Origin of the sequence: Allobaculum sp. Allo2 (genome assembly GCF_022701175.1) — a bacterium.
Classification (GTDB): Bacteria; Bacillota_I; Bacilli_A; order Erysipelotrichales; family Erysipelotrichaceae; genus Allobaculum; species Allobaculum fili.
On the sequence record NZ_CP078088.1, the window covers coordinates 1,209,311 to 1,230,552 of the forward strand.

Annotated in this window: 28 protein-coding genes and 2 pseudogenes; 14 read left to right on the forward strand and 16 right to left on the reverse strand. The window is 45.0% G+C overall.

Annotation, left to right across the window (positions count from 1 at the left end):
* The first annotated feature begins 2 nt into the window (after positions 1 to 2).
* From KWG61_RS06850 to KWG61_RS17200, 6 genes are all read left to right on the forward strand, one after another.
* A complete protein-coding gene (locus KWG61_RS06850) occupies positions 3 to 725 on the forward strand; it encodes a hypothetical protein (RefSeq protein WP_230266687.1) in 723 nt (240 codons plus the stop codon).
* Positions 718 to 1,053, forward strand: a complete 336-nt coding sequence (locus KWG61_RS06855; RefSeq protein ID WP_242745333.1) for a hypothetical protein — start codon at positions 718 to 720, stop codon at positions 1,051 to 1,053. The genes KWG61_RS06850 and KWG61_RS06855 overlap by 8 nt, the downstream gene beginning before the upstream one ends.
* 103 nt (positions 1,054 to 1,156) lie before the next feature.
* Positions 1,157 to 1,360, forward strand: a complete 204-nt coding sequence (locus KWG61_RS06860) for a holin (RefSeq protein ID WP_230266689.1) — start codon at positions 1,157 to 1,159, stop codon at positions 1,358 to 1,360.
* On the forward strand, positions 1,353 to 1,712 hold the full coding sequence (locus KWG61_RS06865) for a hypothetical protein (protein ID WP_230266690.1): 360 nt from the start codon (positions 1,353 to 1,355) through the stop codon (positions 1,710 to 1,712). Before KWG61_RS06860 ends, KWG61_RS06865 begins: the two co-directional genes overlap by 8 nt.
* Positions 1,709 to 2,605, forward strand: a complete 897-nt coding sequence (locus KWG61_RS06870; protein WP_242745334.1) for an N-acetylmuramoyl-L-alanine amidase — start codon at positions 1,709 to 1,711, stop codon at positions 2,603 to 2,605. The genes KWG61_RS06865 and KWG61_RS06870 overlap by 4 nt, the downstream gene beginning before the upstream one ends.
* Positions 2,572 to 2,664 (forward strand): hypothetical protein, encoded by a 93-nt coding sequence (locus KWG61_RS17200; protein WP_367614275.1) that lies wholly within the window; start codon positions 2,572 to 2,574, stop codon positions 2,662 to 2,664. The genes KWG61_RS06870 and KWG61_RS17200 overlap by 34 nt, the downstream gene beginning before the upstream one ends.
* A 315-nt stretch (positions 2,665 to 2,979) precedes the next feature.
* Here KWG61_RS17200 and KWG61_RS06875 read toward each other — a convergent pair whose 3' ends face one another.
* Positions 2,980 to 3,705 (reverse strand): DUF4357 domain-containing protein, encoded by a 726-nt coding sequence (locus KWG61_RS06875; RefSeq protein WP_242745335.1) that lies wholly within the window; start codon positions 3,703 to 3,705, stop codon positions 2,980 to 2,982.
* A gap of 309 nt (positions 3,706 to 4,014) precedes the next feature.
* On the opposite strand from KWG61_RS06875, the gene KWG61_RS06880 reads away from it, so the two are divergent.
* Genes KWG61_RS06880 through KWG61_RS06890 form a run of 3 tightly spaced genes read left to right on the forward strand, consistent with a single transcriptional unit; the run spans position 4,015 to position 7,562 of the window.
* Positions 4,015 to 5,124, forward strand: coding sequence for a DUF2800 domain-containing protein (locus tag KWG61_RS06880; protein ID WP_230266692.1), 1,110 nt, complete (start codon positions 4,015 to 4,017; stop codon positions 5,122 to 5,124).
* Positions 5,108 to 5,653: a DUF2815 family protein gene (locus tag KWG61_RS06885; protein ID WP_230266693.1), complete on the forward strand. Its 546-nt coding sequence runs from the start codon at positions 5,108 to 5,110 to the stop codon at positions 5,651 to 5,653. The genes KWG61_RS06880 and KWG61_RS06885 overlap by 17 nt, the downstream gene beginning before the upstream one ends.
* On the forward strand, positions 5,637 to 7,562 hold the full coding sequence (locus tag KWG61_RS06890; RefSeq protein WP_230266694.1) for a DNA polymerase: 1,926 nt from the start codon (positions 5,637 to 5,639) through the stop codon (positions 7,560 to 7,562). Before KWG61_RS06885 ends, KWG61_RS06890 begins: the two co-directional genes overlap by 17 nt.
* On the opposite strand, the gene KWG61_RS06895 is transcribed toward KWG61_RS06890, so the two are convergent.
* Positions 7,497 to 7,937 carry a hypothetical protein gene (locus KWG61_RS06895; protein WP_230266695.1) on the reverse strand — a complete coding sequence of 147 codons (441 nt, stop codon included), beginning with the start codon at positions 7,935 to 7,937 and terminating at the stop codon, positions 7,497 to 7,499. The two genes, KWG61_RS06890 and KWG61_RS06895, sit on opposite strands and share 66 nt — an antisense overlap.
* A 112-nt stretch (positions 7,938 to 8,049) precedes the next feature.
* Here KWG61_RS06895 and KWG61_RS06900 point away from each other — a divergent pair, with 112 nt between their 5' ends.
* The 3 genes from KWG61_RS06900 to KWG61_RS06910 all read left to right on the forward strand — a co-directional run bounded on the left by KWG61_RS06900 (position 8,050) and on the right by KWG61_RS06910 (position 10,793).
* Positions 8,050 to 8,493 carry a recombinase family protein gene (locus tag KWG61_RS06900; RefSeq protein ID WP_242745336.1) on the forward strand — a complete coding sequence of 148 codons (444 nt, stop codon included), beginning with the start codon at positions 8,050 to 8,052 and terminating at the stop codon, positions 8,491 to 8,493.
* A 76-nt stretch (positions 8,494 to 8,569) separates the two neighbouring features.
* Entirely contained in the window at positions 8,570 to 9,325 is a 756-nt protein-coding gene (locus KWG61_RS06905; RefSeq protein WP_242745337.1) for a recombinase family protein, read from the forward strand.
* Positions 9,219 to 10,793, forward strand: a complete 1,575-nt coding sequence (locus tag KWG61_RS06910) for a recombinase family protein (RefSeq protein WP_230266697.1) — start codon at positions 9,219 to 9,221, stop codon at positions 10,791 to 10,793. The genes KWG61_RS06905 and KWG61_RS06910 overlap by 107 nt, the downstream gene beginning before the upstream one ends.
* Positions 10,794 to 10,921: 128 nt before the next feature.
* Here the strand turns inward: KWG61_RS06910 and KWG61_RS17205 are convergent, their stop codons facing one another.
* The 14 genes and pseudogenes from KWG61_RS17205 to KWG61_RS06960 all read right to left on the reverse strand — a co-directional run bounded on the left by KWG61_RS17205 (position 10,922) and on the right by KWG61_RS06960 (position 18,911).
* Complete coding sequence (locus KWG61_RS17205; RefSeq protein ID WP_367614342.1) at positions 10,922 to 11,419, reverse strand: type I restriction enzyme endonuclease domain-containing protein; 498 nt, start codon at positions 11,417 to 11,419, stop codon at positions 10,922 to 10,924.
* A 34-nt stretch (positions 11,420 to 11,453) separates the two neighbouring features.
* Positions 11,454 to 12,266 carry a type I restriction enzyme endonuclease domain-containing protein gene (locus KWG61_RS17210; RefSeq protein WP_367614276.1) on the reverse strand — a complete coding sequence of 271 codons (813 nt, stop codon included), beginning with the start codon at positions 12,264 to 12,266 and terminating at the stop codon, positions 11,454 to 11,456.
* The gene (locus KWG61_RS17215) at positions 12,266 to 12,460 is read right to left on the reverse strand and encodes a hypothetical protein (protein ID WP_242745338.1); all 195 of its coding nucleotides are present in this window, start codon (positions 12,458 to 12,460) and stop codon (positions 12,266 to 12,268) included. Before KWG61_RS17215 ends, KWG61_RS17210 begins: the two co-directional genes overlap by 1 nt.
* 5 nt (positions 12,461 to 12,465) lie before the next feature.
* Entirely contained in the window at positions 12,466 to 13,374 is a 909-nt protein-coding gene (locus KWG61_RS17220) for a DEAD/DEAH box helicase family protein (RefSeq protein ID WP_242745339.1), read from the reverse strand.
* A complete protein-coding gene (locus KWG61_RS17225; protein ID WP_367614277.1) occupies positions 13,298 to 13,579 on the reverse strand; it encodes a type I restriction endonuclease in 282 nt (93 codons plus the stop codon). The genes KWG61_RS17220 and KWG61_RS17225 overlap by 77 nt, the downstream gene beginning before the upstream one ends.
* Positions 13,580 to 13,584: 5 nt before the next feature.
* Positions 13,585 to 14,004, reverse strand: coding sequence for a type I restriction endonuclease (locus tag KWG61_RS17230; RefSeq protein WP_367614278.1), 420 nt, complete (start codon positions 14,002 to 14,004; stop codon positions 13,585 to 13,587).
* Positions 14,005 to 14,137: 133 nt separating this feature from the next.
* On the reverse strand, positions 14,138 to 14,626 hold the full coding sequence (locus KWG61_RS06935) for a restriction endonuclease subunit S (protein WP_242745340.1): 489 nt from the start codon (positions 14,624 to 14,626) through the stop codon (positions 14,138 to 14,140).
* Between the two features lie 91 nt (positions 14,627 to 14,717).
* Positions 14,718 to 14,915, reverse strand: coding sequence for a restriction endonuclease subunit S (locus KWG61_RS17235; protein ID WP_367614279.1), 198 nt, complete (start codon positions 14,913 to 14,915; stop codon positions 14,718 to 14,720).
* Positions 14,837 to 15,064: a restriction endonuclease subunit S gene (locus KWG61_RS17240; RefSeq protein WP_367614280.1), complete on the reverse strand. Its 228-nt coding sequence runs from the start codon at positions 15,062 to 15,064 to the stop codon at positions 14,837 to 14,839. Before KWG61_RS17240 ends, KWG61_RS17235 begins: the two co-directional genes overlap by 79 nt.
* Positions 15,022 to 15,192: a restriction endonuclease subunit S gene (locus KWG61_RS16135; RefSeq protein ID WP_256460809.1), complete on the reverse strand. Its 171-nt coding sequence runs from the start codon at positions 15,190 to 15,192 to the stop codon at positions 15,022 to 15,024. The genes KWG61_RS17240 and KWG61_RS16135 overlap by 43 nt, the downstream gene beginning before the upstream one ends.
* A pseudogene (gene xerA, locus KWG61_RS06945) lies at positions 15,192 to 16,179 on the reverse strand (site-specific tyrosine recombinase/integron integrase). Before xerA ends, KWG61_RS16135 begins: the two are co-directional and overlap by 1 nt.
* Before the next feature lie 148 nt (positions 16,180 to 16,327).
* On the reverse strand, positions 16,328 to 16,816 hold the full coding sequence (locus tag KWG61_RS06950) for a restriction endonuclease subunit S (RefSeq protein WP_242745340.1): 489 nt from the start codon (positions 16,814 to 16,816) through the stop codon (positions 16,328 to 16,330).
* A complete protein-coding gene (locus KWG61_RS06955; protein ID WP_242745341.1) occupies positions 16,813 to 17,406 on the reverse strand; it encodes a restriction endonuclease subunit S in 594 nt (197 codons plus the stop codon). Before KWG61_RS06955 ends, KWG61_RS06950 begins: the two co-directional genes overlap by 4 nt.
* Positions 17,396 to 18,911, reverse strand: a pseudogene (locus KWG61_RS06960) (N-6 DNA methylase). Before KWG61_RS06960 ends, KWG61_RS06955 begins: the two are co-directional and overlap by 11 nt.
* A 227-nt stretch (positions 18,912 to 19,138) precedes the next feature.
* On the opposite strand from KWG61_RS06960, the gene KWG61_RS06965 reads away from it, so the two are divergent.
* Both KWG61_RS06965 and KWG61_RS06970 read left to right on the forward strand, forming a co-directional pair.
* On the forward strand, positions 19,139 to 19,891 hold the full coding sequence (locus KWG61_RS06965; protein ID WP_242745342.1) for a transposase: 753 nt from the start codon (positions 19,139 to 19,141) through the stop codon (positions 19,889 to 19,891).
* A gap of 528 nt (positions 19,892 to 20,419) precedes the next feature.
* Positions 20,420 to 21,046 carry a hypothetical protein gene (locus tag KWG61_RS06970; RefSeq protein ID WP_242745343.1) on the forward strand — a complete coding sequence of 209 codons (627 nt, stop codon included), beginning with the start codon at positions 20,420 to 20,422 and terminating at the stop codon, positions 21,044 to 21,046.
* The last annotated feature ends 196 nt before the right edge of the window (positions 21,047 to 21,242 follow it).

The window sequence follows — 21,242 nt, forward strand, 5'->3', positions numbered from 1 at the left end:
GGATGGTCGATATCAAAATTGTCGCTTCCCGCCAGCGTCAGGAGATGGTGGAAAACTTACGGGATGCGTTGGAACTTACAGATCAGGATATTTTCTATGATGAAAGTGCCGAAACCGGAAACCCCTATCTTCCAGTCAAGCAAACCTGGCTGCTTCCTCATGAAGAAGGAGTTACCCACCGAGTCGTGTTGAACGATGATGTCCAGGTATGTAATGGATTCAAACAGATCATTGAACAAATAACGCAGTCACATCCGGATTGTGCCTTTTCACTTTTCACTATGGCCTTTGACGGAGATTGTTACAACGGCTTCATTAGCGGACTGGATAGCCCCTATATCCGGCACGACTGGTCGATGTGGGGATGCGCCATTCTGCTGCCAATTGGTATTGTCGAAGAATGCTTCAACTATATCGAGGCCGTCTTTGGAGAAGACGCTTTGGAAAGTCATGGAATCCTCAGCTTTCTCAAACACAAGCAAATTCCGGTGCTTTCCACAATTCCAGTAACGGTTCAGCACATTGGGGACGACTCTTTGTACGATCCCAGCCTTCCGGTGCGTCGAAGCAGTCGGTTTGAAGAAAATCCAACAGCAGATTGGACATCAACTCAAATTGAGAATCCTCCTGTGTTGGAATGGTTTAAGCCCAGGCAAACCGGAAAAGTTGAGAACCGGACTGACCGGATTCTGAATGTCTTGAGAGGAGTGAATGTTGATGAATGAAGACGATAAACTGATCCGCTTTTTACGAAATCTGATTGTCTTTCTGACCAAAGAGGTCGTAAACGCTGGTGGTGATCCAGCAGAGTTTGATCTTGGCTTTCCTGTGTACAAGCAGAATTCCACTTACAAGGCTGGTGAGATCTTCCGGGATCGGGAATCTGACCAGCCTTTTGAATGCCTTGTCGACTACGACGGCAACATTCATCCCGACTGGAATCAATCCGTAGCGACCATCTGGAAACCGTATCATGGCAAAGATAAGGATCATGCCTATCCCTGGGCAGCTCTAGCGGTGCTCATGATCTGTATAAGTCTGGAGAGTTCATGACCTTCACAGATGGAGAAATCTACAAGGCACTGAGCGATACAGCGTTCAGTCCAACGGATCTTCCAACCGCTTGGGAAAAACAAGTATGAAAGGAGATGTTTCTATGAGCAGCAAAACGAAAACCTGGATCAAAGCAGCAGCCGTCCGCGCGATTAAAACTGTAGCGCAGACGGCTGTTGGCGTTATTGGAGCTTCCGCTCTGATTACCGAGGTCGACTTTCTTGTCGTCCTTTCTGCCTCCGCACTGGCTGGTCTGGTCAGCCTTCTGACTTCTGTAGCCGGTCTTCCGGAGGTGGAGAATGCCTGAACTGGAAACAAGCATTGTCTGGCTTGGAGCCATTGCAGGAGCGCTGTCTTCTATCGCGGCGCTCCTTTCTTTGGCTTTTAAGCCATTCCTGAAGCTCAAAGAGCGTGTGAGAGTCCTGGAAGATGAGATTCGAACTCTCAAAGATGAGCTGGCTGAGCACCAGGACAAGCTCAACAAAGACCATCACAGCTTTCTGCTGCAGCAGGATGTAAACCGGCTTCTGCTCGAGTCCACATCCAACCTGCTCAAGCACAACGTGGATGGCAACAATACCAAACAAATGATGGACTGCGCCAGACGAATCGATGATCTTGTTTTCGCCAGAGGCAGCAGCATTAAGGAGGAACTATGACCTATTCAACACTGATCAATGGATCGACACCGATCTACAATAAATGCAATCCGAGAACTTCCAAAATCACCAAAATTACTCCTCACCACATGGCGGGAAATATGGGTGCAGCTGCTTGTGCCAAGTATCATCGAGACAGCGACCGGCAGGCTTCTGCCAACTACTACATTGGAACCGACGGAACCATCTGGGGCGGTGTTCCGGAAGAGTTCAGAGCCTGGACGTCCAGCTCCTGGGACAATGACAACCATGCCATCACAATCGAGGTGGCCAATTCCTCGACTGGTGGAAACTGGCCAGTCTCCGATGCTGCATTCAATTCTCTGGTCAGACTGTGCAATGACATCTGCCAGCGGTATGGTATCGAGCTTTCCTGGACTGGAACTGCATCTGGAACGCTCACCTGCCATGATATGTTTGCGGCTACCAACTGCCCAGGTCCATACCTGAAATCGAAATTCCCAGAGCTGGTACGTCTGGTGAACAGCAGCACTGTGAGCAATGAGCCAATCAAAAAATCCGTTGATGTCATCGCAAAGGAAGTCATCAACGGAAAATGGGGCAATGGAGATGATCGGAAGAACCGGCTGACCGGCGCCGGATACGACTACAATGCCATTCAGGCAAAGGTCAACGAGCTGCTGGAGCAGAAAGCGAAACCTGCTGCTCCGGCAAAGAAGTCCAATGATGTGATTGCCCAGGAAGTCATCAATGGCAAGTGGGGGAACGGAAACGATCGGATCAACCGTCTGGAAGCGGCTGGATATGATCCGACTGCTATTCAGGCTCTGGTCAACCAGAAACTGGGGGCTGGAAAGAAGAGCGTTGATATAGTTGCCCGAGAGGTTATTGCAGGTAAATGGGGAATGGTCAGGACCGTGTTAATCGACTGAAAAATGCTGGCTATGATCCAGCAAGCGTGCAGACGCGCGTAAACGAAATTCTGAAATAGTCAAACAGCCAGAAGGCTTCACCGTCAGTGGTGAGGCTTGCTAGCTGTTTTTGTGTTTATTCCATTTTGCTGACATTCACATTATCATTTCAACAAGTCATTTAGTTCGCTTCAAGATAAAACCATAGAGCACGGCAACCAAAAGAAATATCAAAACGCAACTAAAGGCTTTAGAAGTATCGCCTTCTTTAATCGCCATAATCAACTCCATAGCGACTAAGGTGAGCACAACGCTAAAACCGACTTGAATAATCCTAGTCCTTTTACCATTTTTCCTCTATCTCCCATGGAATAGAAATCTGTCTCATGTGACAGCTATCGGCTTCGATAGCTGTCTATTGGCTTTCCATTTGAATCCTTCCATACTCGCCAGCCATTTACGTTGTTTCCCAGTACGACAACGCCAGCAATCGAAACGGAAGAACATGGAAGATCTTTCTGAAGGACATTATCTATGATTAAAGCATTCTTCCTATATTTATATGCTGATTCATATTCAGAAGGTGCACAGATACTGCCCTTTTTAAGCATCAGTTTTCCGTTCTTGATTTCGAGTTTCGCCTCGATCTTTCCAAAGCCCTTTCTATTCGAGCTTATCGTATAGATCCCGTTAGGGAGCAGACCGCTCTCCTCTTCTTCTTGTTTTTCTACCGCATTTTCAAAAGCATCTTCTTTCGTTCCTTCTTTAGGATAGATTTTCTTGCCATCGAACGCAGACAACAATTGGATCACCATTTCCAAATCTGCTGCGAATAGCTCTGTCTGTCCGATTCGGCTCTTGCTGAAAATGTTATGGAGCAAAGCTTCTTTTTCTATATATCCGTCCACTTCGATTGCAAACTGACGGGTTAAAGCTGTCACATTTGAATAGCCGTTCTTTTCGAGGTTATACATTCTCTCCTCAAACCTTGAGCTTCCGGTCCTGCCAATTTTGATCAAACCCGGAACAGCCGTAGACATTACATACAAAATCCCTCTCGCCATCATTAATTTCCTCTTAGCCAGATTCTGTTTTTGAAAGAATCTGGTTTTTCTTGTCACAAATCTACCTTCCTCACGGCTACCCAGTGAAGGAGGTAATCATCATGGATGAATTCCAAAAGAACTTCTCAATGTTCTGAACAGAATTGCCGACGCTCTTCACGCATCAAAGCCTGCTTCGGTCACTCCTACTGCACCCGAGCAGCCAAAGCTCTCGCTTGAAGAAGTCAGAGCAATTCTCGCTGAAAAATCCAGAGCCGGTTTTACAGCAAAGATTCAGCTGCTGCTTGAAAAGTATGGTGCAAGCAAACTTTCCAAGATTGATGCTGGACACTATCAGGCTCTTGTCAAAGATGTGGAGGAGCTGAAATGAGTCATAGCATACTTTCTCCATCCTCGTCCCATCGTTGGCTTCATTGTACGCCATCCGCAAGGCTTGAAGAACCCTATCCGGATACTTCCGGTCTTGCAGCCAAAGAAGGAACAGCCGCTCATGCCCTGTGTGAGTACAAGCTGAAGACAGCGCTCGGCATGAAGTCGACTCGTCCCGAATCTGATTTCCAGGATGAAGCAATGGAACAGCACTCGGACGAATACGTCTCCTGGATTCTGGAAACCATCAAGGATGAGATCAAACCGGTCATCATGATCGAACAGAAACTCGACCTGTCCGCTTACGTCCCAGAAGGCTTTGGAACGGCTGACTGCATTATTGCCAGTGATAACAAACTGCATGTGATCGACTTCAAGTACGGATTGGGTGTGTTGGTCAATGCAGAAAACAACACCCAGATGATGCTGTATGCACTTGGTGCTCTTGAACTATTCGATGCCATCTTCGATATCGATACCATCGAAATGACAGTTTTCCAGCCGCGCAAAGAAAACATCAGCTCCTGGACCATCACACCGGATGAGCTGAAAATCTGGGCTCATGAGGTTCTCAAGCCTAAAGCAGAACTTGCCTTTAACGGCAAAGGCGAACTTTGCAATGGTTCCTGGTGTCAGTTTTGCAAAGCTGCAGCCAAATGCAGAAAACGCGCAGAGGCAGCGCTGGAATTGGCCAAGGATGAATTCAAAGATCCAACAAGCCTTTCTGATGAAGAAATCGAAAAAATTCTTCCCAAGCTGGATGATCTGATCAAATGGGCAGAAGAGATCAAAGAGTACGCCCAGCACAAAGCCCTGCAAGGGAAAAAGTGGAATGGATTCAAGCTTGTCGCTGGCCGTTCCAATCGCAAGTACGTAAGTGAAGCCAAAGTCATCGCCGCCTGTCAGGCTGCCGGATTCACAGACATCTACAAGAAAAGTCTGAGAACCATCACAGATATGGAAAAAGTCATGACCAAGCCCGTCTTCCAGGAGATTCTAGGAAACCTGGTCACCAAACCAGTCGGAAAACCAACCCTGGTCCCTGTCTCAGACAAACGAAAAGAAATCGAATTTACGGAGGAAACTGAAAATGAAAGCAAACACTAAAGTCGTAACCGGTAAAGAAACCCGCCTGTCCTACTTCAACGGATGGAAACCTGTCTCCATCAATGGCGGAGATGAAAAATACTCTACCCAGATCCTGATCCCCAAGGATGACCTGGATACACTGGCCGCTATTGAAAAAGCGGTGGACGCAGCCATCGAAAACGGTCTGGCCAAATTCGGTGGCAAGAAGCCAAACAAACAGGCTATCAAGCTCCCACTGCGTGATGGCGATATCGAACGAGACGACGACGTCTATAAAGGCCACTACTTCCTGAATGCTTCCAGTACGGAAGCTCCACAGATCGTTGACCGTCGCGTTCAGCCAATCCTTGACCAGAGTGAGGTTTACTCCGGCTGCTATGCCAGAGTTTCTCTGAACTTCTACGCGTTCAACTCCAATGGCAATAAAGGTGTCGCCTGCGGTCTGGGCAACATTCAGAAGATCAAAGACGGTCCTCGTCTGGGTGGCAGAACAACCGCAAATGACGACTTCGTCAGTGAGGATGCCGACGATGACTTCCTCTCGTAGGCTGTTCATCGACATCGAGACCTCTTCTACGACCGACTTATCCAAAGCGGGCGTTTACCGCTATGCAGAGAGCGAGGATTTCCAGATCCTGCTCTTTGCATTTTCCTTTGATGGTGATCCTGTGGATGTGATCGACATGAGGCACTTTGAAGCACTGCCTGATTTTCTAATCGAAGCCATTCTCGATCCGGATGTGACCAAAGTGGCGCATAATGCGGCGTTTGAAAGAATCTGCCTCTCCCGGTATTTTCGCGATCTTGGAATGCTTGACGAATACGAGTTTCTTGACCCGGAAGACTGGCAATGCTCTATGGTACACGCAGCAACACTTGGACTACCGCTTTCTCTTGACCAGCTCTCTGAGGTTCTTCAGCTGGAACGACCAAAGCTCAAGGAAGGCAGAGCGCTGATCAAAATGTTCTGCAATGGTCCTGTTGAAAATGAAGATCCAGCAAAGTGGAGTCTGTTCAAGGAATACAACAGACGCGATGTGGAAGCAGAAATTGAGATCGAACGACGGTTGATAAAGTTTCCGGTCAGAGCGTCTATATGGACGGAGTACCAATTGGATCAACGAATCAACGATGCTGGTGTTCTGGTCGATATCAATCTTGCCAAAAATGCTCTGGAAATTAGTGAGACAGCCAAAGAATCGCTGCTCAAACGTCTTCAGGAAATGACCGGATTGGAGAATCCAAACTCACCCTCACAGATGAAAGAGTGGCTTTTGCAGCAGAATCTGCCAACAGACACTCTCAACCAGAAAGCCATGAAGGTACTAATGGAGAAAGCCTCTAACAATATACGAACCGTTCTTGCTCTTCGTAACCAGCTGGCTATGGCCTCGGTTAAGAAGTATGAAGCCATGCTCAACTCGGCTTGTTCGGACGGACGAATTCGCGGGATGTTTCAATTCTACGGAGCCATTCGCACAGGCAGATATTCCGGAAGAATTGTGCAGCTCCAGAACCTCCCCAGGAACAAAATGCCGGATCTCAAAGAAGCAAGAAGTCTTGTTGCCGATAAGAATATACAAGCTTTGGAAATGCTGTATGACGATATTCCCGACACGCTTTCTCAACTCATCAGAACAGCTCTTGTTGCTCCTGATGGAAAAGACTTCATCGTCGCTGACTTCTCCGCTATCGAGGCCAGAGTTCTTTCCTGGCTGGCAGAAGAAGAATGGCGCCAGGCAGTCTTCAAAGAGAACGGCGACATCTATTGCGAAACGGCCAGCCGAATGTTCAAGGTTCCCGTCGTCAAACACGGTGTGAACGGTGATCTCAGACAGAAAGGTAAACAAGCAGAATTGGCCTGTGGCTATGGTGGCTCAGTAGGAGCCATGAAAGCCATGGGTGCATTGGATTTCGGAATGAAGGAAGAAGAACTCAAACCACTGGTTGATTCCTGGCGTGAAGCCAATCCGAAGATCGTGAAGTATTGGTGGGCAGTTGATGCTGCCATCAAGAAAGCGATCAGGACCAAACAACCGGTGTTTCTAAAGAACCTGGTCTTCTCTCATTCGTCTGGCATCCTCTTCATTCAGCTTCCTTCTGGCAGGTCACTGGCTTACCCAAAACCCAGGATCGAGAGCAATGAATATGGAACAGAATCGGTGACGTACATGGGGCTAGGTTTAAACAAGAAATGGGAGAGGCTGGAAAGCTATGGTCCGAAGTTTGTCGAAAACATCACCCAGGCTATCTCAAGAGATCTTCTCATGAATGCCATGAGCAACTGTCAAAAATACAAAATCGTCGCTCATGTCCACGATGAAATCATCGTGGAGGCAGATCCCAGCATGAACGCTGAAACGGTCTGCCAGAAGATGTGTGAGCTGCCATCATGGGCAAACGGTCTGGTGCTCAATGCCGAAGGGTACAGAACTCCCTTCTATTGCAAAGATTAGGAGAACAACATGGTCAGCAAGGAAAACAAGAAAACCATCATTGAAATGCGAAAAGCAAACAAAAGCTACGACTACATCGCCAGCCAGCTTAGTCTGACAAAGTCTGCTGTCCAAAACGTATGCAGACAGGCAGGGCTTGCGGGAAAGAAAGCCAAGCAGCGGAAAAGATGCAAACAGTGCGGAGCTCTTCTTCCTGAGGATGCTCCCAAAAGAAAGATCTTCTGTTGTCAGAAATGCCGTGAAGACTGGTGGAACAAGCATCAGCATCTGGTCCATAAACGAAATCCAGTCATCACCTACTGCAAAACTTGTGGCAATCCCATCGAGAATTACAAGAGCTATCAGAAGCAATATTGCAATTCCCATTGCTTCCACATGGGCAAATTCGGTCGCGACAAAGCCGTAAATTTGAAGTAATCCTAACGTCGAATTTACTGGATAATACGGCCTTTCAGAGTGATATATGGACCAACGAAAGGAGATCCACATGATCAAACAACTGAAACGGGTCGCAGCCTATTGCAGAGTTTCGGTGGAATCCGAGTTGATGCAGTCTTCCATTACAAATCAGATCGCCCACTTCACCAACAAGATCAATGACAATCCGCTCTGGCAAAACGCAGGTGTGTTTGCAGACTACGGCATCAGCGGTACCAACACAAAGAAGCGGCCTCAATTCAACCGGATGATTGCATTGGCCTTGCAAGGCAAGATTGATCTGATTCTGGCCAAGTCTATCCAACGATTCGCCAGGAACACCGTCGACCTTTTGGCAACCATCCGCCAGCTGAAAGAACACAACGTGGAGGTGTTTTTGAGAAAGAAAACATCTCCACGTTCAGCCATGATGGAGAATTCATGCTATCCATCATGGCTTCTTTGCCCAGGAGGAAAGCCGAAGCATATCCGACAACATCCGCTGGGGTATTAAGAAGCGCTTTGAACAAGGCATTCCAAACGGACGAAATCCAGTCTTTGGTTACGACTGGAAAGGTGATGATCTGATCGTGAATGAGACCGAAGGCTGGATCGTCACAAAGATGTTTCAAGATTATGCCGACGGAATGCGGGTTCGAGACATTCAGGAATGGATGAATCAGACCGGAGTGAAGACCCGGAAAGGCAATGGCTTCATGCCTGCAACGATCAAAGCCATGCTTGCTAACCCAACCTATACTGGAGTGCTGCTGCTTTGCAAAGAATACGTCGGTGATCCGATTCTGCATGATAGGCATAAGAACCAGGGAGAGCTGCCGCAGTACCTGGTCGAAGACCATCACGAACCGCTGGTGGATGAAGAGACCTGGACAAGAGCGCAAGAACGGACCGAACAAAACCGGCGTTCAAATATGAACCGAAAAACGGTCAATGCTTTTACCGGAAAACTGAGATGCAAAGAATGCGGACGAAACTTCCAGCGAATTATCCAGCACTACAAAGAACGAAGTTACATCTATTGGCAGTGTTACACAAAACGCTGCCAGCTAGGTGAATGCCATTCCTTGAATCTTGATGAAGAGACTCTAGAACAGATCGCTACCAAAATGCTGGAAATGAAAAGTTCGATCCCACCATTTTTCGACAACAAGTCGAAGTCATCGAAGTCGAACCAGACGGAACCTTGGAGTTCCACTTTACAGATGGAAGGAGAAAGACATGCAAGTACGAAAAATCCCAGTAACCAGAACGATGGCCAGAGTTCAGCCAATCATCGCCAGAAAGAACGTAGCCGCCTATGCCAGGGTTTCTACCGACCGGGATGAGCAGCAGACCAGCTATGAAACCCAGGTTTCCTACTATGAGAACATGATCCGCGAACGAGCGGATTGGAACTTCGTGAACGTCTATACCGATGAAGGCATCAGCGGAACCAGCACAGCCCACCGTGAAGGCTTCAAGCAGATGATCCAGGACGCACTGGACCACAAGATCGACTTGATCATCACCAAGTCCGTCAGTCGGTTTGCCAGAAACACGGTTGACTCACTGACAACCATTCGGGAACTCAAAGAACACGGCGTGGAGGTCTACTTCGAAAAAGAGAACATCTGGACCTTCGATGGCAAAGGAGAACTGCTGCTGACGATCATGTCCTCCCTGGCGCAGGAAGAAAGCCGCAGCATCTCCGAAAACGTGAAGTGGGGTGTCCGGAAGAAATACGAAGAAGGCTCCTACCGCATCCCCTACGGAAACCTCATGGGCTATACAAGAGCTGAAGACGGTGGTGTCATGATCGTTGAAGAAGAAGCCAAGATTGTCCGGTTGATCTTCAAGATGTTTCTGGAAGGCAGTACCTACACGGACATCAAGAACTACCTGGAAAGCCAGCACATCAAGACCAAGTTTGGTCGAGATAAATGGGATATCCGAGTGATCAAGCAAATGTTGATGAACGAGAAATACAAAGGTGACCTGCTTCTCCAGAAAGTCTACACGCCAGACTTTATCACCAAGAAGCAGGTCAAGAACAAGGGCGCCATTCCTTCCTATTACATCACCAACTCCCATCAGGGAATCATCAGGGTGGAGGACTTCGACAAAGTCCAGAAGATGATCAAGGACCGTAAATACAGGTTTGGTAAAGAGCGACTCGGCTGCCATACACCATACCCATTCAGCCACCGAGTTCAATGCGCTATCTGCAAGTCCTGGTATACCAGAAGTGTTACCACCCGGTCGAACGGAAAGAAAGTGCCAGTGTGGTTATGCTGGAAGAACAAGTATGAAAGCGAGCAGCGTTGCCCATCACATCAGGTGATGGAGACTGTGTTGGAAGAAGAGTTTGTGATGGCGGTAAACGAATTGCTCCAGGACAAGCAAAGCATCCTCGATGAATGGAGCGAGAAGTTCAATACCACCTACAACATTGACAAGCTCCAAACCAAAGCCGATCGCATCCAGACAAGGATGGAGAAAATCGCTGAGAAAGCCGAGAAGCTGATCGAACAAACACCTACCAACTTCAACGAAGCCTACAACCAGCTGCTGATTGAATACGAGCAGCTTGATAAAGACCACGCAAAGCTGGCAGCCAAAATCAGGGATCTGCAATACGAAGGCGAACGAACACAACATTACCTAGAACTTCTTCAGAAACTTGACCACGTGTACGCGTTCGATGGCGATCTGGTCAGAGCGATGGTCGACAAGGTGATGGTGTACAAGAACCGGACGCTGATGTATTGCTTTGTAGGCGGTCGGAAGATCAAGCGAGAACCGGTGAAGAAGTGAGAAACGCAGAAAAGGGCTGGCTCCATGTGAGGGTGGAGTCAGTCCTTTGGTCGTTATTTCACAAAATCCATCAGCCATTCTTTCCTGTTAAAGAGGAAGAACACCAATAGTATTTCTACTGCACTGGCTTACAAATCTTGCGACAGATTGTTCGCCATTAGTTCTGCCTGAGAAAGAACCAGCTCAATCGCACCAGGGATTTCTTCAGGAGGATAATGATACTTCCTCAAAAGGCGTCTAATATTTTTGCGGATTCCGGCTCTGGCACTTTCTTTGCGTTGCCAGTCAATCGAGACACTATGCCGAAGAATATCCGTGAGCTCTTTTGCAATTTGTACCAGCTGATCGTTTTCATAAAAGTCTTTAACCGCTTCCGGCTTGCAGAGAGCATCATAGAAAGCAACTTCTTCAACAGATAAGCCCAGATCATTTCCAGCCTGACTGGCATTCCGGATATCTTTAGCCATCCGCATCAATTCCTCAATCACTTCTTCATTCGTTATCAAACCATTCACATAGGAATTTAACGCCTTCTTCAAGCGATCAGAAAACTCTTCTGACTTAACAACATTAGTTCTTTTAAAGCCACGGATTTCATCATTCAGTAGTCTTTTCAGAAGTTCCAGGGATAGATTTTTTCCTTCATATTTCTGATTTCCTCTAAGAAGTCAGTATCAAAAGTGAAAATTCTTTCTCGTGATCTGAGAAAAGGCTTATCACGCCATCACTCTTAATCGTCTGTTTCAGAAGTTCATTAATTTGAGCATTCACTTCTTTCAAAGACAGCCTGCCCGAAGCACCAGAAGTCGAAATCCGATTTAAAAGCGTTTTTACAGCGATAAAATAACCCGCTTCTCTTTGTTGTTCATCATCAACCAAACTGCTGCACAGGGAAAGAGACTGCTTCAAGCGCTGGGCTTCCTTGATAAACTTGAACTGTGCTCTTTCTTTTTCTGGAATATTCATTTCTTGATGGGTTAAATCCATGATGTAATTCACCCCACCTGTGATTGCTCTTCCTTTTTCCAAATCCGTACCTTGCAAAAAGGACTTATAGTCGTACCCTTTGAATAAGTCTCTACAGCCGAATAGAGCCTCTTCAAATATTGGAAGTGCCTTTTTCTTAATATCTGGGTCACCAAAGTTCTTCTGGTCGCTCTTGGTATAGTCCTTCATTGCTTGCTTTAATGCGGAAGCAATACCGATATAATCGACTACAAGTCCGCCCTCTTTATCCCCGAACACACGATTCACTCTGGCAATCGCCTGCATCAGGTTATGACCGCTCATTGGTTTAAAAACATACATAGTAGCCAAAGATGGAACATCAAAACCCGTCAGCCACATGTCACGAACAATCGCAATCTTGAAATCAGACTCGTTATCTTTGAATTCTTTTGCTAAATCTGCTCGATACTTATCCGTGCCTGTATATTCGTGCCACTCTTCTGGATCTTTATTACTTCCAGTCATTACAATCTTGACTTTTTATCCCAGGTAGGTTCCAGCTCTAGCATCTTATGGTAAAGCTTCACGGCAATTTCTCTGGAGTAAGCAACGATCAGTGCTTTCCCAGTCAATAAATTTTCACGATTTTCTTTGTAGTGAGTAATTATATCTCTCGCTAGAGAGTCAATCGTTTCATCGCTACCAAGAATCGCCTCCATATTGCTTAGTTCTTTTTACTTTTATCAATTGTGATCTCATCTGCCTCAGCAGCCAACATATCGTAAGTGTTATCGATTCTTCGAAGAGTCTCTTCATCGAGCTTCAGCTTCATAACCCGGCTTTCATAGTAAACCGGTCTGGTTGCACCATCTTCAACAGCCTGAGTCATGTCGTAGATATCGATATAATCGCCAAACACAGCTCTCGTGTCTTTATCTTCAGAATCAATTGGAGTTCCGGTGAAACCAATGTAGGTCGCATTTGGAAGACTATCACGGACCTTCTTAGCTGCTCCGATTACAGTTTTAGCGAGAATATTCCCATACTGATCCTTGGTTGTTACAAATTTTTCTGTTAGTCCATACTGACTTCGGTGTGCCTCATCTGCCATAACGATAATATTCTTCCGTTTAGATAAGGCACCCCATTCATCCTCGAATTTTGCCATAATGGTGAAGATGATTCCGCCACTTTGTCTGTTATTTAAAAGCTCATACAGATTGTCTCTGGAGGTAGCTTGAACAGGCGTTTGACGCAGGAACTTATGACAATCCGAGAAAGTCTTGAATAGTTGATCGTCAAGATCGCGGCGATCAGTAAGGACAACAAAAGTTGGATCATCCATTTGCTGGTCTAATAAATGAGTATAGAAAACCATAGACAGCGACTTACCGCTGCCTTGAGTATGCCAAAACACTCCTCCTCGTCCGTCTGTTTTTGAAGCCAGCATTGTAGAATGAACGGCTTTCTCAACAGCAAAATACTGATGATATCCAGCTAGAATCTTGATTAACCGACCACCAGGCGTCATGAATAAAATGAAGTTTTTAGAATATTCAGGAACCGATCCTTCTGAAAAATGCCAGTAAAAAGGTCTCAAAGTTCGCAAACTTTGTGTTCTCATAGTTTCCATCTGTCGTTTTCCAGTCCATATAGCGATCTTCATCGCTCGAGATTGTACCTGCTCGTGATATCAGCATGTCAGACATTACACAAATCTGGTTGTAGTTAAATAAGCAGGGGATATCCAGCATATAATTACGCAGCTGAACATACCCCTCAGAAGCACCTGTTTCATCCCGTGACGGAGATTTGAGCTCGATTACAACCAACGGCATTCCGTTTACAAACAGGACAATATCTGGACGCTTCTTTTAAATTCTTCCACAGTGAACTGATTCACAATGAGAAATGAGTTGTTCTGAACATCGTTATAATCGATCAAATGAACCAGATCGTTTTTCATTTCACCATTTCGATAGTAGGAGACTCGCAGCCCATTCTGCAGATAATCTGTAAATTGTTCATTCCTGGTTTCAAGAGAACCGACCTCCAAATTCCGAATTTTGACTACTGCTTCGTCAATGGCAGCAGCTGGAAGGCCTGGATTACACATTCGTAGTGAATCTCTTAATACGTCAAGAAGAAGGGGATCCCTATAATCACGATCCATATCTGGACCATATCGATATTCATAGCCTAATTCTAACTCGAACAACTGTATCAGAGTCTTCTCATAGGAATCTTCAGTGTATTGATTCATGGAATCCCTCCTTTTCTAGGGTTTATGCTGGGGAAAGCAAGAATTTATTGGATCTCAATTTCTCCTGAGAGGAGTTGAGGTAATAGTTCATCTCTTGTTTTGCTCAGCGTTCTTGAAGTGATTCTGTTGACTATCAAATTCCGTTGGATTGGATTAAGTAGCTTATTAAGGCTTTCGAGTTCTTCGACAGGCGGAATATAAACAGCAGCATTTTCAAGATCGGATCTTTTATATGTCCCATTGTAGTGGCTTTGGCCTTGGCGATAGATTGAAACTCTCGAAGGTGATACTTTAACCAACAATAGATAAACCAAATTGGATAGTTCTTTGGAGTAACCTTATATAAGTGCTGATTAAGTCCTCCGCTTCCTCCTGTCCAAAAGTCTGCAAGCAGTGTTCCAGACCATGAAAACAAAAGGTCACCATCGTTAACAATTTGCCTTTTATCAATTGTTGCTGAGCATAGTTCGCTCGTCTCAGAAAAGCCCTTATTACTAAGCTCTTTTATTTTTATGACCTTTAAAGGGTGTTCTTCGTTTTCATGAGGACGGAATTTCTGCATCGGCAATCCATTTTGAAAAGTTGCAATATCTAATAAACTTTTCTGTTTCCATGTCGTCATTGATGGATTTTTAAGGATTTTTGCTTGAAAACCGTGTCAATAAGATCCAGTAAATTCTTGTTTATTCGAGTATTAACTCGTATTTTCTCATCTAGATTTGATAAAAAACGCCTATTTTCTTTTGAACTTCATACTCAGGCACACTTATAAATATTTGGTCAAAGGTATCTCGCGTGATTGTGTCGAATACAGATCCATGAGTATTGGCTTTTAGCTTATTAATTGTTCCTTTGAGGAGATAATACGTATAATCGATATCAAATCCTTTTTTGCTCTCAACCCATAACAAGACTGATTAAATGCCATATCTCGCGAAACCATAGCTAAAGCCCCGACGGTACCACGCGCAGAGACAATTAAATCTCCAGGATGAAGAATGGAAGTAGAACTTTCCTTTAGTCCTTTTTCAGTGATGCTTTTTCCGCACTGTCCACCCATTTTTCATCGCTATTAAAATCCTTGACAGATAACCATGGAATATCCCCATTCCAATACTCTGAATTTGTTGTTTTAGGAGTACCGCCCCCGATGATTTCGAATATTTCTGACAGAGCGTATTTCTTCATTACCCAATAAACCTCCTGTGTGAATCTTTCACATTACTTTGTTTGACCATTGCATATTGCATAGTCGTATCTATTCTTTCGTGCCCCAGCAGTCTTTGTAGCTGCTCAACCGGCATACCCTTGTCTATAGCTGCAGTAGCTAGAGTTCGTCGGAATTTATGGGGATGTACCTTTTGATTCCTAATGAGCTTCCAATCGATTTGAGCCGACTTTCAACTCCATTTATTGTGATTCGAGAATGCGGTTGGCGCAGGCTTACAAATAATGCATCGCTTTCGTCTGTTCTCGACTCCAGATAATCCTCGAGATGGATTTTTGTTCTAGCGTCAAAATAGACTTTCCGTTCTTTATTTCCTTTACCAAAGACAATACATTCACGGTTTTGAAAATCGATGTCGTCCTTATCGAGCTTTACCAATTCACCAACACGCATCCCTGTTGATGCCAGCATGTCAATCAAGGCTAGATCTCGGATGTTCTTGGTAGAATCACGCATTTTTCCAACTCTTCATCTGTATATACTTCTTTAACAATCTTATCAGTCTTGATTTTATGAATACGGCGTGCTGGGCTTTTCAATATGTGATCTTCTTCCTCCAGCCATGAGAAAAAGCTAGATATAATCCTTCGGATGTTATCAATAGTCACCTTGCTCGAACCATTATTACTCTGGTATTCCGACAGATATTTTCTAAGATCATCCGTATCAATCGTAATAAGTGGTTTCTCAATTGCCTTGATCATCCCTTCTATAGTCTTCCGGTAATATGCTGTAGTTTTCTCTGAACATCCTTCAATGCTCTTCGCATCCAGAAATTTTTGAAGTAAATCGCTATTGTCCAGAAAATCTGTCTCTTCCTGTTCTTTGATAGTTACCTCGAATTTGGAAACGACAGACGTTATAACTGTCTTAACTGCATGTACCTTTCCAGGATCTACTAACCCCATAATCGCGTTTACAATGCTTGCTACTAATACGTTTTCCATAATTTTGCCTCCTGAATAAGGCGATTATGTAGAGGATAAGTGATCTAGAAAACAAGAATTTATTGGATCTCAATTTCTCCTGAGAGGAGTTGAGGTAATAGTTCATCTCTTGTTTTGCTCAGCGTTCTTGAAGTGATTCTGTTGACTATCAAATTCCGTTGGATTGGATTAAGTAGCTTATTAAGGCTTTCGAGTTCTTCGACAGGCGGAATATAAACAGCAGCATTTTCAAGATCGGATCTTTTATATGTCCCATTGTAGTGGCTTTGGCCTTGGCGATAGATTGAAACTCTCGAAGGTGATACTTTAACCAACAATAGATAAACCAAATTGGATAGTTCTTTGGAGTAACCTTATATAAGTGCTGATTAAGTCCTCCGCTTCCTCCTGTCCAAAAGTCTGCAAGCAGTGTTCCAGACCATGAAAACAAAAGGTCACCATCGTTAACAATTTGCCTTTTATCAATTGTTGCTGAGCATAGTTCGCTCGTCTCAGAAAAGCCCTTATTACTAAGCTCTTTTATTTTTATGACCTTTAAAGGGTGTTCTTCGTTTTCATGAGGACGGAATTTCTGCATCGGCAATCCATTTTGAAAAGTTGCAATATCTAATAAACTTTTCTGTTTCCATGTCGTCATTGATGGATTTTTAAGGATTTTTGCTTGAAAACCGTGTCAATAAGATCCAGTAAATTCTTGTTTATTCGAGCATTACTCTCAATCTGATTGTCGATTGAACCCAGTATCTGTGCAATTTTCCGTTGGTAATCAACAGATGTGGGAATTTCCACCTCAATATTCTTCATCACATTCCCGGAAACCTCTTTGAAAGTGGTTCCGCTGCCTGCTGATTTAATTTTCTCTTTGTTAAAAACTAGGAGGTAATAGAGAAAAAGCGGATCGACCACACCGGTATCTGGAACTACACTCTTGAATCCCTGGTTTGTACAAATCGGATTTGATGCGATAGCTACATAACCAATTGGAGCACGTGAACTGAACAACACGGTACCTGCAGGTAACAATTCAGTAGAACAAGAATTCAATCCTTCTTCAGTAATACTTCGTTCTCCTTTGGATATATACCGTTCAGAATAATCAGCTAAATCCTTCGGAGTCAGCCAAGGAATAGAGCCGCCATAGAAAGCTTCATTTTTCGTAGAAGGCGTAGCCCCACCAACTACCCTTCCTAATTCTTGCAACTTGACCGTTTTCCAATTAGATTTCATACCCAATCTTCTCCAGCTGCTTTCGAATCTCTGCTTCAAGTTCATGTGATTGTTTAAACAAATCACCAAGTTCAGAAGTCAGTCGCTTCATCTTTTCGTCGAACGGCTCTCCATCCTCTTCGTCTTCTTCGATACCTACGTATCTACCTGGAGTCAGAATATAGTCCTGTTTTGCGATTTCTTCTGTATCTACTACCGCCCAGTGTCCTGGATTATTCTCAAGTTCGCCTTCTTCATACGATTGATACAGCTCACCGATCTTCTTAACATCCTCATCGGAGAATTCGCGCAGTTTCCTAGAAACCATGGTACCCATATCTTTAGCGTCGATAAAAAGCGTCTTTCCTTTTTGCTTTTTGTTCATTGAAAGATACCAAAGTGAAACAGGTATACCCGTTGAATAGAAGAGCTTTTCAGGCAAAGCTACAATACAATCAACCAAATCTGCCTCAATGATGTTTTTCCTGATTTCACCTTCTCCCTTGGTTTGGGTTGAAAGCGCACCGTTTGCTAAAACCATACCGATCTTTCCGTTTCGGTTCATATGAGAAATCATATGTTCCATCCAGGCAAAGTTTGCGTTTGATTCAGGAGGTGTTCCATATGCCCATCTCGGGTCATCTTCGAGCGACTTGTGCCACCAGCTTTTATCGTTGAAAGGAGGATTCGCCATCACAAAATCCATCTTTTCATGAGGATGAAGATCTTCCAGGAAGGTGTCTGCATTGTGGGGACCGAGGTTTGCATCAATTCCTCTAATCGCCAGGTTCATCTGGGCGAGCTTCCAGGTAGTCGGATTCGATTCTTGTCCAAAGACTGAAATATCGTTTAATTGGCCGCCGTGGCTCTCAATAAATTTTGCAGACTGTACGAACATTCCGCCGCTGCCGCAGCATGGGTCATAAACCCTACCGTGATAGGGTTTTAATACTTCAACAAGGGTACGGACAACGGATGACGGTGTGTAGAATTCGCCTGCATTCTTGCCTTCCTGGGAAGCAAATTTCTGAAGACAGTACTCATAGGTTCTTCCGAGTATGTCTTTTTCGTTTCCATGTTCGTGCATTTTGATATTGGTGAACAAATCGACAACTTCACCTAATCTTCGCTGGTCCATTTCAGGGCGAGCATAGTTTTTGGTAAAACGCCCTTCAGTTTTGGGTTCTCTTTCTCGATTTGTTCCATTGCAGAGTCGATGGCTGTTCCAACAGAGTTTGTATGTGCGGAGTTCTTGATCACATCCCAACGAGCACCTTCTGGAACGAAAAAGATGTTTTCAGAAATATACTCGTCTTTATCGTCAGGATCAGCATATGGGTCTTCTAAGAGTTCAGCACGTTTTGCTTCGAAAGAATCAGAGATATACTTCAAAAGATCAAGCCGAGAATAACGTGTTTATATTCAGAAGCATCCATACTACCGCGCAGAACGTCGGCCGCACTCCACAGTTCAGCCTCAAATCCTACATCCGCTTTATTGGATGCTTTCTTCTTTGTATTTGCCATAAGTCTCCTTCTTTTGCCTCGTGAGCTATCTATTCTTTCATTATAACCATCCCTGGATTATAAAGGGCTTTCATCGAAAAAATCAGGCTATCAGTGGCTTCTTATATGGAAAGATCAGCCGCTATTTTAGCCTGATAAGCCTGATATAAAGATTGGTTTTCTTGTCCCTTTGATATTGGAAATGGTCCAATCTGTCTAGCGATACCATCCTGATAACTCTTTTTCTTATGGGACGAAAATCCAAATTTTCTCCTGAAATCAAGCTGGAATGTGTTCAACAATATATCTCCGGTGTGGGGTCTGCTGAACTCTGCAAACAGTACGGCATTCTTGACTCGAAAACGATCACCAAATGGGTTGGAATCTATAGGCGAGATGGTGCCGCCGGATTGATCACACCTAGCGTAAATAAAAGATATTCTTCTGAGCTGAAACAGAAAGTGATTGCGGAATATCGTTCAGGGCAAGCATCTTTGAGTCAGCTCTGTCTGAAATATCATATTTCTGCCGTCTCAGTAATCCGCCGCTGGCTGAAAGGCGATACGATTTCTCCATGTAAGGGAGGAACGAAAACGCCGAATCGAAAGAAGAACTCTGCAAAATCATTCACCAAAGAGCAGAAAATCGAAGCGGTAAAGCAGTGTCTTGAAAACGATAAGAATTATCAGGAAACCGCTCATCGTTTTGGCTGCACGTATACACAGATTTATAACTGGGTCCCAGCCAGCAGTAAGATAGTTCCTCCTGAAGCTTTCGCGTTATGGAACCAAAAAGGCTGTTCATGTATAGCTGGCGTTATTGTCGGCTTCGCCGGGACCAGCCTGCGCGGCTGGAGCGCGGTTCACTCCTCTCAAGAAGAGAGGGGCTCCTCCCGTCATACCACTCGCGCTCAAAGATTTCACAGAACCCAGAACCTGCCAAGGGACGCTTCGCTCAAGCCCTTGCCAGAACCTGGAACCTGTGAGACCTCCTCACTGTGAGCGATACGACAGAAGGAGGGCAATCCGCCCGCTCTAAACAACAAAAGCTTTTGGCATAATTCGTGCGAAATGCTTGAGCGAGTTTTATTCATTCCTGTGTCTGCTTGACGGGGGCAGAGCGCTTCAAAACTCGAAGCGGTTCTTGTTGCTGGATGGTTTTGAGGGCGTAAGCGAAATTAGTTTTGTGATACTTCACCCCGATAATTGCTTCAAAATCTCATGCAGTATTCTGAATATATCCAGAACGACATATCATACAGAAAAGAGGAGTCCTGCAGGAAATCCCTTTAAAAAAGGAAAAACAAAAGGGGGAAAGGAGCAATTTCAAATGAAAAAGGTTTTGTCGCTGCATTCGCATCCACACTGCTGCTTCTTAGCGGATGCGGCAGTTCATCCAAACCAACCGTTGCGCTCGCCGATCCGTCCAGTCAGACATCGGTACTCCTGGAAACGTACGAACCGCAAAACGATACGAATGTCAGGCCGGCGACAGATCCGTCCAGTCATCCGCAGTCCGATACCAGCAAATTGAAGACCCGCAATCCAGTTTCGGAAAAATCCGATCCAGCCGCACAAAAGGCGGATTCCTCCGAATCTTCAAATCGGCCCGGAAACACTGGATCGTCTTCCCAAACGGAACCTTCCAAACCCGTTTCAGACTCTGCTCCGATTGCGGAACAGAACGATTCCACGCTCGACGCAATTGAGGACGATCCCTCAGCTTACTTTGAAACGTCCGAAGAGCAGGAAGACAGTGAATCTGTCTCTTATGTTCAGTCTGCCTGTTATGCAGATTACTACTATGTCGGCCTTATCGTGGAAGTGGAAGCGCCTGCCGAAAATCAACCGGTTTCGGCCATGACGATGTATTTCTTCCTTAATACGCAGGAAACGCTCGGAATGAGCGGACAGATGGCCTGTGTACTGGCACGCGCCGCAATTATGGCCGAAATCAGCGATGAACTGGGCAGTGTTTTTCCGTATGGAGACTGCGATACCGAAATGGTTGCGGATGAAGATTACGTCATCGTTCAGGTCCGTGTAAACGATCTGGGCGCCTATATTGAAGGCTCCACAAAACAGCCGTACGATCCGCAGGATCTGATTTTTACTAATGCCGTTCATGATCTTGAGCAGATCTTCTATTGTGAATAGACAAATCGGGTGGTTTTGTCGGATGTTCGTTTCCTTTCTCCCTTTTCCAGAAAGGCAACCCCAGAAGAAATGCTTTGCCTCTGTCGTCTGCCTTCATGACGACAGTTTTTTCATTCGTGCCCATTGTCCTGCCTCTGGAGTACAGAGCCTTATCACAGCAGGATTTTCTATAGAAAAGAACAAATAAGTCGACGAC